At 69.0% G+C, this 13,928-nt stretch carries 11 protein-coding genes; 5 read left to right on the top strand and 6 right to left on the bottom strand.

The window, feature by feature from the left end; all coding sequences use genetic code 11:
- Nucleotide 1: 1 nt before the first annotated feature.
- Nucleotides 2-1,171: an acyl-CoA dehydrogenase family protein gene (locus AC1ROD_RS11585; protein WP_492948390.1), complete on the bottom strand. Its 1,170-nt coding sequence runs from the start codon at nucleotides 1,169-1,171 to the stop codon at nucleotides 2-4.
- The gene (locus AC1ROD_RS11580) at nucleotides 1,168-2,925 is read right to left on the bottom strand and encodes a class I adenylate-forming enzyme family protein (protein ID WP_492948389.1); all 1,758 of its coding nucleotides are present in this window, start codon (nucleotides 2,923-2,925) and stop codon (nucleotides 1,168-1,170) included. The genes AC1ROD_RS11585 and AC1ROD_RS11580 overlap by 4 nt, the downstream gene beginning before the upstream one ends.
- A gap of 146 nt (nucleotides 2,926-3,071) precedes the next feature.
- Here AC1ROD_RS11580 and AC1ROD_RS11575 point away from each other — a divergent pair, with 146 nt between their 5' ends.
- Genes AC1ROD_RS11575 through AC1ROD_RS11560 form a run of 4 tightly spaced genes read left to right on the top strand, consistent with a single transcriptional unit; the run spans nucleotide 3,072 to nucleotide 7,966 of the window.
- Nucleotides 3,072-4,322, top strand: a complete 1,251-nt coding sequence (locus tag AC1ROD_RS11575; RefSeq protein WP_492948388.1) for a TetR/AcrR family transcriptional regulator — start codon at nucleotides 3,072-3,074, stop codon at nucleotides 4,320-4,322.
- A gap of 25 nt (nucleotides 4,323-4,347) precedes the next feature.
- Complete coding sequence (gene crtY, locus AC1ROD_RS11570; protein ID WP_492948387.1) at nucleotides 4,348-5,517, top strand: lycopene beta-cyclase CrtY; 1,170 nt, start codon at nucleotides 4,348-4,350, stop codon at nucleotides 5,515-5,517.
- On the top strand, nucleotides 5,514-7,031 hold the full coding sequence (locus tag AC1ROD_RS11565; protein WP_492948386.1) for a phytoene desaturase: 1,518 nt from the start codon (nucleotides 5,514-5,516) through the stop codon (nucleotides 7,029-7,031). Before crtY ends, AC1ROD_RS11565 begins: the two co-directional genes overlap by 4 nt.
- Nucleotides 7,028-7,966: a phytoene/squalene synthase family protein gene (locus AC1ROD_RS11560; protein WP_492948385.1), complete on the top strand. Its 939-nt coding sequence runs from the start codon at nucleotides 7,028-7,030 to the stop codon at nucleotides 7,964-7,966. The genes AC1ROD_RS11565 and AC1ROD_RS11560 overlap by 4 nt, the downstream gene beginning before the upstream one ends.
- On the opposite strand, the gene AC1ROD_RS11555 is transcribed toward AC1ROD_RS11560, so the two are convergent.
- Complete coding sequence (locus tag AC1ROD_RS11555; protein WP_492948384.1) at nucleotides 7,963-8,463, bottom strand: sterol desaturase family protein; 501 nt, start codon at nucleotides 8,461-8,463, stop codon at nucleotides 7,963-7,965. The genes AC1ROD_RS11560 and AC1ROD_RS11555 overlap by 4 nt on opposite strands.
- A 53-nt stretch (nucleotides 8,464-8,516) precedes the next feature.
- Between AC1ROD_RS11555 and fni the strand changes: the two genes are divergently transcribed.
- Nucleotides 8,517-9,548: a type 2 isopentenyl-diphosphate Delta-isomerase gene (gene fni, locus AC1ROD_RS11550; RefSeq protein ID WP_492948383.1), complete on the top strand. Its 1,032-nt coding sequence runs from the start codon at nucleotides 8,517-8,519 to the stop codon at nucleotides 9,546-9,548.
- 337 nt (nucleotides 9,549-9,885) lie between these two features.
- Here the strand turns inward: fni and hutH are convergent, their stop codons facing one another.
- Genes hutH through hutG form a run of 3 tightly spaced genes read right to left on the bottom strand, consistent with a single transcriptional unit; the run spans nucleotide 9,886 to nucleotide 13,913 of the window.
- Nucleotides 9,886-11,415, bottom strand: coding sequence for a histidine ammonia-lyase (gene hutH / locus AC1ROD_RS11545; protein ID WP_492948382.1), 1,530 nt, complete (start codon nucleotides 11,413-11,415; stop codon nucleotides 9,886-9,888).
- Nucleotides 11,416-11,420: 5 nt separating this feature from the next.
- Complete coding sequence (gene hutU / locus AC1ROD_RS11540) at nucleotides 11,421-13,091, bottom strand: urocanate hydratase (protein WP_492948381.1); 1,671 nt, start codon at nucleotides 13,089-13,091, stop codon at nucleotides 11,421-11,423.
- A 9-nt stretch (nucleotides 13,092-13,100) separates the two neighbouring features.
- A complete protein-coding gene (gene hutG, locus AC1ROD_RS11535; RefSeq protein WP_492948380.1) occupies nucleotides 13,101-13,913 on the bottom strand; it encodes an N-formylglutamate deformylase in 813 nt (270 codons plus the stop codon).
- Between the last annotated feature and the right edge of the window lie 15 nt (nucleotides 13,914-13,928).

The raw sequence follows: 13,928 nt of genomic DNA, 5'->3' as shown, positions 1-13,928 counted from the left end.
CTCAGAGCCCCAGAACCATCTTGGCGATGATGTTGCGCTGGATCTCGTTCGAGCCGCCGAAGATCGAGACCTTGCGCATGTTGAAATAGGTCGGCGCGGCGCGGCCGGCGTAGTCGGGCCCCACCGGGCCGACATTGCCCAGCCCCCGCGCGTCGGGCAGGGCGTAGGAGCCGAGGGCCTGAACCGTCATCTCGGTCAGCCGCTGCTGGATCTCCGTGCCCTTGATCTTGAGCAGGGACGATTCCGGCCCCGGCCCCTTGCCGGCGCTCTCGCGGGCCAGGGTGCGCAACTCGCTGTATTCCAGCGCCAGCAGGTCGATCTCGAGATCCGCCAGCTCGGCCTCGAAGATCGGGTCGTCCAGCACGCCTTCGCTGGCCGCGACCTTCCTCAGTTTCTCCAGACCGCGCTTGGCGCGGGCGACGCCCGCGATGCCGGTGCGTTCGTGGGCAAGCAGGAATTTGGCGCAGGTCCAGCCCTCGTTCTCCTTGAAGATACGGTTCTCGACCGGGACGCGCACATCCTCCAGCCACACCTCATTGACCTCGTGCGAGCCGTCCAGGGTGATGATGGGCCTGACCGTGATGCCCGGGCTCTTCATGTCGATCAGCAGGAAGCTGATGCCCGCCTGCTGCTTGGCGTCCGGATCAGTGCGAACGAGGAAGAAGCCCCAGTCGGCGAATTGGGCCAGCGTCGTCCAGGTCTTCTGGCCGTTGACCACATAGTGGTCGCCATCCCGGACGGCGCGCGTCTTCAGGCTGGCGAGATCGGAGCCGGCGCCCGGCTCGGAATAGCCCTGACACCACCAGATGTCGCCCGCGAGGGTCGGCGGCAGCCAGCGCGCCTTCTGCTCGGGCGTGCCGAAGGTATAGATCACCGGCCCGACCATATTGATGCCGAACGGCAGGATCGGCACCGTGTCGGCGGCCGCCATCTCCTCGGACATCAGGAACCGCTGGGTCTGGGTCAGGCCCGGGCCGCCGTATTCAACCGGCCAGGCCGGGGCGCTCCAGCCGCGTCTGGCGAGAATCCGGTGCCAGGACAGGAAGTCCTGATCGTCCAGCTCGGCGCCCGCGTCCTGCTTGGCGCGCAGTTCGGCCGGATACTCTGCGGCGATGAAGGCGCGGACCTCGTCGCGGAAGGCGAGATCTTCGGGGGAGTAGTCCAGGTTCACGCGGCGGGCTCCGTCAGGACGAGGGCTTTGACGTCCGCCTTCACGATCTTGCCGGCCGCGTTGCGGGGCAGGGCGTGGGGCAGGATGAAGACGGTCACGGGGACCTTGAAGGCGGCGAGGCGTTCGGCGGCCAGGGCGCGCAGGGCCTCCGGCGCGACGGACTGGCCGGGCGCCAGCGACACCACCGCCACCGGCTCCTCGCCCAGCACCGGATGCGGGCGGGCGATCAGGGCGGCCTCGGCGACGGCGGGGTGTTCGAACAGGATGTCCTCGACCTCCTGACAGTAGATGTTCTCGCCGCCGCGGATGATGATGTCCTTCTTGCGGTCGACGATGAAGCAGAAGCCTTCCTCGTCCAGCCGCGCCAGGTCGCCGGTATGGACCCAGCCGTCGACGAAGGTCTCGGCCGTGGCGTCCGGCCGGTTCCAGTAGCCCTTCACCACATTGGGGCCATAGGCCAGCAGCTCGCCGACCTCGCCGACCGGCAGGTCGTTCCCGTCCGCGTCGATGACGCGCAGGTCGCTGACCGGCAAGGCCGGGCCGCAGCTGTCGGGGCGGTTCAGATAATCCTCGCCGATGTGGTGGGTGTGGGTCGCCGAGGTCTCGGTCATGCCCCAGCCGGAGCCGGGGAGGCCGGTGGTCTCGCGCGCGATCTCGCCCACGAGCGCCGTCGGCGCCGCCGCTCCGCCATAGGTGACGGTCTCCAGCGAGGACAGGTCGTATCTGGCGCGGTCGGGATGCTGGAGGATCTGGATCGCCACGGCCGGCACGCCGCCGATCATGTTGATCTTCTCCCGCTCGATCAGCATCAGCCCCTCGGCCGCATCGAAGCGGCGCTGGCAGACCAGCTTCTGGCCATTGATCAGGGCGGGCAGCAGCAGGGCGTTGCAGCCGGTGGTGTGGAAGAAGGGGATGGAGACCAGCCCTGCCTTCTGCGGCGCGGTCGGATCGGGCTGGGGCGGCGCCTCGCCCCGGCGCACGAAGGCGCGGCTGTAGGAAAACAGCCCGGCCATGAGGCCGGTCCCGGCGTTGCGGTGGGTGGCCAGCGCCCCCTTGGGCTTACCGGTCGTGCCCGAGGTGTAGAAGATGGCCGACAGGTCCTCGGGATCCAGCGCGACGGCGGGCATCTGGCCGGGCGGCAGGGCGGCCCAGTCGGCGGACGGGCCGATGATGCTCTCCAGCAGGGTGATGCGGGCGTCGGCGCTGCCGGGATCGCCGCGGCTGACCAGCACCTGCTCCAGATCGGGCAGGGCGTCGCGATGATCCGCGATCCGGGCCAGACGTTCGATGTCGAAGATGGCGACCTTCGAGCCCGAGTCCCGCAGGCCGAAAGCCAGCTCGGCCCCGCTCCACCAGGCGTTCAGCGGCACCACGATCGCCCCGATCAGTGACGCGGCGAAGAAGGCGACCGGCCATTCCGGCAGGTTGCGCATGGCGATGGCGACGCGATCGCCCTTCTGAACGCCACGGGCCTGAAGGTCGGCGGCCAAGGCCAGGCTGGCCCGGGCGACGGCCTCGAAACTGACCCGCTCGCCCTCATAGACGATGAAGGTGCGCTCGCCGTGCATCCGCCCGGCCATGAAGGTGTGCATCAGGGTCGGCGGGCCGTTCTTCCAGATCTTCGTCGGGCGGCCGTCGATTTCGATCGTGTCGATCTCGAACGGCGAGCCGGGCTGGGTCAGGGCGGCGTGGGCCTGGGCCAACGACATGGCGGGCCAGGCGGGGGCTTTGGTTTCGGCGACCGCTGCGGTCATGGCGTTCCTCGGTACGGTCGCCTGTTGCGACTCTGACTGGACGCGTTCACAAGTCGATGTTTCCGTAACGGAAATCTCAAGCCAAACGCGCAAACCCGGTATAGGCTGGACCGTGCGCCATACTCAATCTTCTAATCAAGACCTGAATGACCCGAACCGCTACCCGCCAGACCGAGCGCTATGAGGCCAAGCGCGACGCGATCCTCAATGCGGCGGCGCGGCTGTTCAATCGCAAGGGGCTGAAGGGCGCGACCCTGGCCGATGTCGCGGAAGCCGTCGGCCTGATCACCACCAGCGTGACGTACTACTATCGGCGCAAGGAAGACCTGGCGGCGGCCTGCCTGCTGCGGACCATCGATCTGCTGAGCGGCCTGGTGGAGACGGCGCAGGCCGCCCCAAATCCGGGCAATACGCCCGAGGCGCGGGTCACAGCCTTCATCGACGCCTATTTCGAGGTCCTGGCTGATATCGCCACCCACCGCCGGCCCGAGCCGATCAATTTCTACGACATCCGCGCCCTGACCGGACCGCAGGTGACGACGGTCAAGGAGGCCTTCAACGACCTGTTCCGGGCCATCCGCGCCCTGCTGCGGCCCGAGGCGGGTTCGCCGTTCGACCGGCTGGAGGAGAACGCCCGGACCCATCTGTTCTTCTCCCAGATCCTGTGGGCCCGGACCTGGCTGCGACGCTATGACCCGGACGACTATCCGCGGGTCGCCAAGCGGATGGCGGCCCTGATCCTGGATGGACTTGCGGAAGCGGGCGTCGTCTGGCGCGGCGCCGACGGGCCCGCCGTCGATCCCGATCCCCCGGTGGAGGGCGAAATCTCGCAGGCCAGCTACCTCAAGGCCGTGACCCAACTGGTCAACGACCAGGGCTATCACGGCGCCTCGGTCGACCGGATCGCGGCCAAGCTGAACGTGACCAAGGGCTCCTTCTACCACCATAACGACACCAAGGATGATCTGGTCGCCAGCTGTTTCGAGCGCAGCTTCACCATCGTGCGCGGGGCCCAGAAGGCGGTCGTCGGCGACACCGGCTGGGACCGGATCACCTCGGTCACCGACGCCCTGGCCCGGTTCCAGCTCAGCCCGAACGGGCCGCTGCTTCAGTATATGGCCCTGGCCGCCGCCCCCGGCGGCATCCGCGGCGACCTGCTGGCCGCCATGGACCGGCTGTCCAAGCATTTCGCGGGGGAGGTGTCGGACGGCATCGCCGACGGCTCCGTCCGGCGCATCGACCCGGCCGTGGCGGCCCAGCTGATCACCGGGGCCGTCAACGCCGCCGCCGACCTGCCGCGCTGGATCAAGGGCAAGCAGTATCCTGCGGCCATCGATCCGGACTGGGCGTCGATGACCTTCGTCCGGCCCCTGTTCACGGGACTGTTGCGCCCCTGATCGCGCAGCCGTGCTAGCGTGCGGCATGGATGCACGGACGGACCACGACCTGATCCTCGTCGGCGGCGGGCTGGCGGCCGGGCTGATCGCCTGGCGACTGGCGCTCGACCGGCCCGACCTGCGCGTGGCGGTGGTCGAGCGCGAGGGCCGGATCGGCGGTCGCCACACCTGGTCCTTCTTCGACGGCGACGTCTCCGAGGCTGACCGCGACTGGCTCAGGCCCGCGACCGCCCACCGCTGGGATGCCGGCTATGACGTCTTCTTCCACGGCCTGAGCCGCAGTCTCCGGACGCCCTACAACAGCCTGACCTCGGAGCGGCTTCACGCCGCCGTCGCGCCCCTGCTGGGCGACCGGCTCATCTCCGGCGACGCGGTCGAGATCGCCTTGGACCGCGTCACCCTGTCCGACGGCCAAACCTTGACCGCGACCGGCGTCATCGACGCGCGGGGGCCGACCGCGACCCCGCACCTCGACCTCGGCTGGCAGGTCTTCCTCGGCCAGACGCTGAAGCTGGCCCAACCCCACGGCCTGACGCGGCCCACCATCATGGACGCCACCGTCTGGCAGGGGGACGCCTACCGCTTTGTCTACCTCCTGCCGTTCGATGCGACGACGGTGCTGGTCGAGGATACCTATTACGCCGACGCCCCGACGCTGGACCGCGACCTGATCCGCGCCCGCATCGAGGCCTATGCCCGATCGCGCGGCTGGGATGTGGAGTGCGTCGTGGCGGAGGAGGAGGGCGTCCTGCCTATCGTTCTGGACGGCGACATCGACGGCTTCTGGGCCGCGGGCGAGCCGGTCGCCCGCGTCGGACTGGCCGCGGCTCTGTTCCATCCGACCACCGGCTATTCCCTGCCAGACGCCGTCGCCACGGCGCGGATGATCGCCGGGATGCAGGACCTGTCCTCCGCCGCCCTGCGCGCCGCGACTGAGGAACGGTCAAAGTCCCTCTGGGCCGACCGGGCCTTCTACCGCCTGCTGGACCGGATGCTGTTCCGCGCGGCCGAGCCCGGCGAACGGTGGAAGGTGCTGCGCCGCTTCTACGGCCTGCCGGAGGGGATCGTGCGACGCTTCTACGCGGGGCGAAGCACGGCGCTGGACAAGGTGCGTCTTCTCGCGGGAAAACCGCCTGTGCCCGTCGTCAAAGCCATCCACCAGTTGCGTGAGACCCGGACGGGAGCGGCCGCATGAGGGACGTCGTCGCCAAACGCGCGGTGGTCATCGGGGCCGGCTTCGGCGGCCTGGCCCTGGCCATCCGGCTGCAGCGCGCGGGGATCCACACCACCCTGCTGGAGAAGCGCGACAAGCCCGGCGGCCGCGCCTACGTCTGGCATCAGGACGGCTTCACCTTCGACGCCGGACCGACGGTCATCACCGACCCGGCCTGTCTGGAAGACCTGTTCGAAGGGACCGGCAGCCGGCTGTCGGACTATGTCGAGCTCCTGCCGGTGAACCCCTTTTACCGCCTGTGCTGGGAGGACGGGGCGACCTTCGACTACGTCAACGATCAGGACGGGCTGGACCGCCAGATCCGGGCCTTCAACCCCGAGGACGTCGAGGGCTACCGCCGCTTCCACGATTACTCGGAAGAGCTCTATCAGGAAGGCTATGTGAAGCTGGGCGCCGTGCCCTTCCAGTCCTTCTGGTCGATGATCAAGGCGGCGCCCGAACTGGCCCGGCTGGAGAGCTGGAACAGCGTCCACGCCATGGTCGCCCGCTTCATCAAGGACCCGCACCTGCAGCAGGCCTTCAGCTTCCATACGCTTCTGGTCGGCGGCGATCCGTTCAAGACCTCCAGCGTCTACGCCCTGATCCATGCGCTTGAGCGGCGCGGCGGGGTCTGGTTCGCGAAAGGCGGCACCGGCGCCCTGATCGCCGGGCTGGCGCGCTTCTTCACCGACCTCGGCGGCGATCTTCGCCTCAACGCTCCGGTCGAACGGATCGAGATGGAGAACGGCCGCGCCCGCGCCGTCACCCTGGAAGGCGGAGAGGTCGTGCCCGCTGACATGGTCGCCTCAAACGCCGATGTGGTCCACACCTATGACAAGCTTCTGGGCCACGCCCCGCGCGGCCGCGCCAAGGCGAAGTCGCTGAAGTCCAAGCGCTTCTCCATGTCGCTGTTCGTGCTGCATTTCGGGCTGAAGACGCCCCAGCCGCAGCTGGCCCACCACACCATTTGTTTCGGCCCGCGCTACCGCGAGCTGATCGCCGAGATCTTCAAGGGACCGGACCTGCCCGAGGACTTCTCCCTCTATCTGCACTCGCCCGTCGCCACTGACCCGTCGATGGCGCCCGAAGGGATGTCAGGTCACTATGTCCTGTCGCCGGTGCCGCATCTGGGCGCGGCGGACATCGACTGGGACGTTCAGGGACCGCTCTATCGCGAGAAGATCCTCGACTACCTCGAAGAGCGCTACATCCCGAACCTGCGCCGCGATCTGGTCACGACCCGCATCTTCACGCCCGGCGACTTCAAGGAGGAGCTGAACGCCCATCTGGGCAGCGCCTTCTCGCTGGAGCCGATCCTGACCCAGAGCGCCTGGTTCCGGACCCACAATCGCGATGACAAGGTGCCCAACCTCTATGTCGTCGGCGCCGGAACCCATCCGGGGGCCGGGATTCCGGGCGTGGTCGGCTCGGCCAAGGCGACGGCGGGGCTGATGCTGGAACAGGCGGGCCTCTCGCGCGCTGGAGCAGGCGCATGACCGACGCCGTCCTCGCCGCCTCGAAAGACTCGATCGTCAAGGGATCGAAGAGCTTCCGTTCGGCCTCGCGCCTGTTCGACCCGGCGGTGCGCGAGGACGCCTGGCTCCTCTACGCCTGGTGCCGGCGCTGCGACGACGAGATCGACGGTCAGGACCACGGCTTCGGCCATGAGGAGCTGTCCGAGAAGGAACAGCGCCGCCGGCTCAAGAGCCTCTATCGCCAGACCCGCGCGGCCCTTGCCGGCAAGACGATGGACGACCAGACCTTCGCCGCCTTCCAGCGCGTGGCCCTGCGCCACCATCTGCCGGAGCGCTGGCCGTTGGATCTGCTCGACGGCTTCGCCATGGATGTGGAGCATCGCGAGTACCGGACCCTGGACGACGTCATGGCCTATTGCTGGCACGTCGCGGGCGTCGTCGGGGTGATGATGGCCCGGGTCATGGGGGTGTTCGACGCCCAGGTCCTGCGCCGCGCCCAGGATCTGGGTCTGGCCTTCCAGCTGACCAACATCTCGCGCGACGTGGTCGAGGATGCGGAGAACGGCCGGGTCTATCTGCCCGCCGACTGGCTGGTCGAGGCGGGGCTGGAGCCGACGCCCGAGGCCGTGGCCGATCCGAAGAACCGCGCCGCCGTCCACGCCGTCACCGCCCGGCTGCTGGCCGTCGCCGAACCCTATTACGACAGCGCCCGCGTCGGCCTGCGCGGCCTGCCGTTCCGCTCCTCCATGGCCATCGCCGCCGCGCGCGGCGTCTATCGCGAGATCGGCCGCAAGGTGGTCCGCAGCGGTCCGGGCGTCTGGAAACATCGCGTCTCGGTCGGCAAGCCGATGAAGCTCTGGCTGTTCGGCCGCAGCGTCCTGATCGCCGTCTGGACCCGGGCGCTTGACCGCGGCCGCACTCCGCCGCCGCGCCCCGAGATGTGGACGCGGGTCTAGGCGTTTCGGCGTTCGGCGCCCCGACGTTCTGAACGAAGCCGCTTCAGCTCGGCGGCCAGGGCCTTGGGATCGGGCGCGATCAGGAAGCCGAAGGACACGGCGCCGCCCTTCGACATCACCGCATGATGCAGCCGGTGCGCCTGGATGAGGCGGCGCAGATAGCCGCCCTTCGGGACCCAGCGGAACGGCCAGCGCTGATGCACCAGCCCGTCGTGGAAGATCGCATAGGCGAGACCGTACAGGGTCACGCCGCTGGCCAGGGCATAGAGCACCCAGGACTTCGTCAGCCACGCCGCCAGAAACAGGCCGAAGCCGACTGCCGACCCGACCACGGCATAGAGGTCGTTTCGCTCGAACAGGCCGGTGCGGGGTTCATGGTGGCTCTGATGCCAGCCCCAGCCCCAGCCGTGCATGATCCATCGGTGCGAGGCCCAGGCCACGCCCTCCATCGCCAGGAAGACGGCGATCACGATCAGGGTGAACCAGAGGGGGACCATCCGGCGATCCTACGTCCGTTCCCCTTAAGGGTCGAGGCGGGTACAAGGGCGGGATGAGCGACGACAGCCCCATTCTCGGCCGAAAAGACCAGCACCTCGACGTGGTTCTGTCCGGCGCGGGCCGTCACGCCAATGACGCCGGCTTCGATCAGGTGCGCTTCGTCCATGAGGCCCTGCCGGATCTGGATCATGCCAAGATCGACCTCGGCGCCGACTTCCTCGGGCGACGGCTGAAGGCGCCGTTGCTGATCAGCGCCATGACCGGCGGTCCGGCCCGGGCCGAGGCCATCAACGCCCGTCTGGCCGAGGCCGCCCAGCATCTGGGTATCGCCCTCGCCGTCGGCTCCCAGCGCGCGGCGCTGGAAGGCGAGGGCGGGACCGGCGGTCTGGACGCCTCCCTGCGCGACCGCGCACCCGACACCCCCATCCTGGCCAATATAGGCGCGGCCCAGCTGACGCGCGGCTTCGGCGTCGATGAGGCGCGGCGGGCCATGGCCATGATCGGCGCCGACGCCCTGATCGTGCATCTGAACCCGCTGCAGGAGGCCTGCCAGCCCGAGGGCGACCGCGACTGGTGGGGCGTGGGCGCGGCCTTGGAGGCCCTGATCCGCAAGCTGGACGCGCCCGTCGTGGTCAAGGAGACGGGCGCCGGCCTGTCCGCCGCGACCGCGCGGCGCCTGATCGACATGGGCGCGGCGGCCATCGACATCGCGGGCGCCGGCGGCGCCAACTGGGCCCTGATCGAGGGCGAGCGCGCCACCGACATGGCCGACAAGATCCACGCCGCCGCCTTCGCCGACTGGGGCATCCCCACCGCCCGCGCCATCGCCGAGGCCCGCGCCGCCTGTCCTGGCGCGCTGATCATCGGCTCAGGGGGTGTCCGCGACGGCGTCGACACGGCCAAGGCCATCCGTCTGGGCGCCGACGTCGTGGGTCAGGCGGCCAATGTGCTCGCCGCCGCCACCATCTCGACCGAGGCCGTGATCGCCCACTTCCAGACCGTCATCCGTCAGCTCCGCACCGTCTGTTTCGCCACCGGCTCGGCCAATCTGGCGGCGCTGAAGCGGGCGCCCTTGCAGGGCTAGACCTGAAGTCGCCCGTCAGTGTTCCGGCGTGGCGATGGTCGGGGCTACGGGACCGGAAGGATTGGCTGCGAAGGCCTCCGGATGGGCGCTCAGCCAACGGATGCCACACTGATATTCTGTGGTCCCACCTGTCGGGGCATGCGCCGAGACTGTTGCCACGCCGTTCGTCGTTTCACGGGTGATGTCGGTCAGGCCACAGGCTCGCGCCGCCTGTTCGAACGCCTGCAATCGCTCAGGCGGACCTGACACGGACAATCGAGGACCCTTGCGGGCCTCCGGCGCGTGACAGCCCATGAGAGTCAGGGCGATGGCGATCTGAATCGAGTGGCGCATGGCCTCAGGCTGACGGAAGAAGCGCCGAGGCGAAAGGCCTGTACCGTCCCGCCCGCACCCCGTCCGTGGCCCGCTCGATATCGGGCGCGAAATAGTGGTCCGAGCTGTATTCGGCGGCGGCCTCGCGGACGATGGCGAAGACCTCCTCCAGCGGCGCCGAGCTCTTCAGGGGACGGTGGAACTCGATCCCTTGCGCGGCGGCCAGCAGTTCGATCCCGACCACCGTGGCGGCGTTCTCGGCCATCTCCAGCAGGCGGCGGGCGCCGTGGGTGGCCATGGAGACGTGGTCTTCCTGATTGGCGCTGGTCGGGACGGTGTCGACGCTGCAGGGATGGCTCATCATCCGGTTTTCGGCGACCAGAGCCGCGGCGGTGACCTGGGCGATCATGAAGCCCGAGTTCAGCCCGCTCTCGCGCACGAGGAACGCCGGCAGTTCGCTCATCTTCGGATCGACGAGGATGGACGTCCGGCGCTCTGAGATGTTTCCGATCTCGCACAGGGCCATGGCGATCTGGTCGGCGGCGAAGGCCACCGGCTCGGCGTGGAAATTGCCGCCCGAGATGACGTCGCCGTCCTCGATGAAGACCAGCGGATTGTCGGTCACGGCATTGGCCTCGCGCTCCAGCATGGCGGCGGAAGCCGTCAGGACGTCGAGGACGGCGCCCATCACCTGGGGCTGGCAACGCAGGGAGTAGGGGTCCTGCACCTTGCCGTCGTCTTCCAGATGGCTTTCGCGGATGGCGCTGCCGGCCATCAGGGCGCGCAGGCGTTCGGCGACGGCGATCTGGCCGGGCTGACCGCGCAGGGCGTGGATCCGGGCGTCGAACGGGGCGTCGGAGCCCTTCAGCGCATCGACCGACAGGGCGCCGGCGGCGATCCCGGCGGCATAGACGGCCTCGGCGGCGAACAGGCCGGCCAGCGCCAGGGCCGTGGAGCACTGGGTGCCGTTCAGCAGGGCCAGACCCTCCTTGGGGCCCAGCGTCAGGGCCGTGCGGCTCGCGACGGCCAGCGCCGCCTCGGCGTCCAACGTCTTGTCCTCATGCCGCGCCTCGCCGACGCCGATCAGGACGCAGGACATATGGGCCAGCGGGGCGAGGTCGCCCGAAGCGCCGACCGAACCCTTGGACGGCACGCACGGCAGGACGTCGGCGTTCACCAAGGCGATCAGGGTCTCCAGCGTCTCGCGCCGGATGCCCGAGGCGCCGCGCGACAGGGACGCGATCTTGAGCACCATCATCAGCCGCGTCACCGCATCCGGCAGCAGGGCGCCCACGCCGCAGGCGTGGCTCAGCACCAGATTGCGCTGCAGGGTCTCCAGATCGCCGGGGGCGATCGAGGTGTTGGCCAGCAGGCCGAAGCCCGTGTTGACGCCATAGACGGTGCGGCCCTCGGCGACGATGGCGGCGACGGTCGCGGCGCTCTTCTCGACACAGGTCCAGGCGTCCGCGGTCAGTTCGACAGTCACCGGCCCGTCGAGGACAGCACGGAGCTGGGGCAGGGTGAGATGGGCGGAACCGAGGGTCAGGGTGGTCATGGTCTTCAGGCCTTCAGGCTCGGCAGGTTCAGTTCGTGCTCTTTCGCGGAGGCGCGGGCGATCTCATAGCCGGCGTCGGCGTGGCGCATGACGCCGGTCGCCGGGTCGTTCCACAGGACGCGCTCCAGACGCTTCGCCGCCTCGGGCGTGCCGTCGGCGACGATGACCACGCCGGAGTGCTGGGAGTAGCCCATGCCGACCCCGCCGCCGTGGTGCAGCGACACCCAGCTGGCGCCCGAGGCGGTGTTCAGCAAAGCGTTCAGCAGCGGCCAGTCGGACACGGCGTCGGAGCCATCAATCATTGATTCCGTCTCGCGATTGGGGCTGGCCACCGATCCGGAGTCGAGATGATCCCGCCCGATCACGATCGGCGCCGACAGCTCGCCCGACGCCACCATCTCGTTGAACATCAGGCCGGCGCGGTGGCGATCACCTAAACCAATCCAGCAGATACGGGCTGGAAGTCCCTGAAAAGCGATGCGTTCCTGCGCCATGTCCAGCCAGCGGTGCAGGCCCGCATTGTCGGGGAACAGCCGCTTCATGGCTTCGTCGGTCTTCCTGATATCCTCCGGATCGCCGCTCAGCGCCGCCCAGCGGAACGGGCCTACGCCACGGCAGAATAGGGGGCGGATGTAGGCGGGCACGAAGCCGGGAAAGTCGAAGGCGTTGGCCAGTCGCTCGTCGAAGGCGACCTGGCGGATGTTGTTGCCGTAGTCGACGACGGGGATGCCGGCCGCCTGGAAATCGAGCATGGCCTGAACGTGGGTGACGATCGACGCCTTCGCCGCCGCCTCGACGGAGGCCGGGTCGGACTGGCGTTTGTCCTCCCACTCCGCGACGGTCCAGCCGCTCGGCAGATAGCCGTTGACCAGGTCGTGGGCGCTGGTCTGGTCGGTGACCAGATCGGGCCGCACGCCGCGCTTCACCAGCTCAGGCAGGACGTCGGCGGCGTTGGCCAGAAGGCCGACCGAGACCGGCTTGCCGTCCTTCAGCGACTGTTCGATCAGGGCGAGGGCCTCGTCGAGCGTCTCGGCCATGACGTCGAGATATCGCGTCTCCAGCCGCTTCTCGATCCGGCTGCGCTGGCACTCGATCGCCAGACACGAGGCGCCGGCCATGGTCGCGGCAAGGGTCTGGGCCCCGCCCATGCCGCCGAGGCCCGCCGTCAGAATCCACTTGCCCGACCAGTCGCCATCATAGTGCTGGCGGCCGGCCTCCATGAAGGTCTCATAGGTGCCCTGAACGATCCCTTGGGTGCCGATGTAGATCCAGGACCCCGCGGTCATCTGGCCGTACATCATGAGGCCCTTGCGATCGAGCGCGTTGAAATGCTCCCAGGTCGCCCACTTCGGGACCAGATTGGAGTTGGCGATCAGGACGCGCGGCGCGTCCTCATGGGTGCGGAAGACGCCGACCGGCTTGCCCGACTGGACCAGCAGGGTCTGGTCGGCCTCCAGCGCCTGAAGCTCCGAGACGATGCGGTCGAAGCTGGCCCAGTCGCGGGCCGCCTTGCCGATGCCGCCATAGACGACGAGGTCGTCGGGCCGCTCGGCCACCTCGGGGTCGAGGTTGTTCATCAGCATCCGCATCGCCGCCTCGGCGACCCAGGTCTTCGCGGTCTTCTCCGGGCCGCGCGGGCTGCGGACGACGCGGGCGTTGGGGGTCTTGTCGGTCATGGCGGTCCGTCAGGCTTTGGCGAAGTCGATACAGGCGGTCAGGACGGCGCGCAGGGTCTCGCGCATCCGTTCCGCCCGGGCGGGTTCATAGGGGGAGGGCCAGTTCGTCTCGTCGACCGGCCCGGCCGGATCGAGGATGTAGCCCCGGTCGGCCAGCTCCATCTGGATGGCGTGGACGCCGTCTTGCGGCCGGCCGTAGTGGCGCGTGGTCCAGCCGCCCTTGAAGCGGCCGTTGACGACGTGGCTCAGGCCCGAGACGGCGCAGGCGGCCTCGACGGCCCGGGTCAGGGCGCCGTCGCAGGTCGCGCCGACGTTATCGCCGATGTTGAACTGCGGCAGCTCGCCCTCGAACAGGCGCGGCACGACCGATCGGATCGAATGGGCGTCATAGAGGACGACGGGGCCGGTCGCCCTCAGCCGGTCGATCTGGCCCTGAAGGGCGGCGTGATAGGGATCGAAGAAGGTCGCGCGGCGGGCGTCGATCTCGGCCTGATCGGGCGCCTGACCCGCCAGATACAGCGGCTCCCCGTCGAAGGTCTCGGTCGGGCACAGGCCAGTGGTGGTCATGCCGGGATAGAGGGAGGCGCCGGACGGGTCGCGGTTCACGTCGATGACACTGCGCGAGATCCCCGTCCGCACGAAGGTCGCGTCCAGCTCGACCGCGAAGTCATAGAGCCGGTCCACCCACCAGTCGGCGTCCTTGCGGGCCAGCCAGGGCGAGGTCATCTGCGCCTCGATCTCCGCCGGGATGTGCGTCCCCGTGTGCGGCAGGCCGATGATCAGGGGCGAGCCGCCCTCGCGTACAGTCAGCCAGTCCAGCATGTTTTCGGCCTCCCT

Source organism: Brevundimonas sp. GW821-FHT12E07 (assembly GCF_058807035.1).
This window is presented reverse-complemented; position numbering and strand designations above follow the sequence as displayed.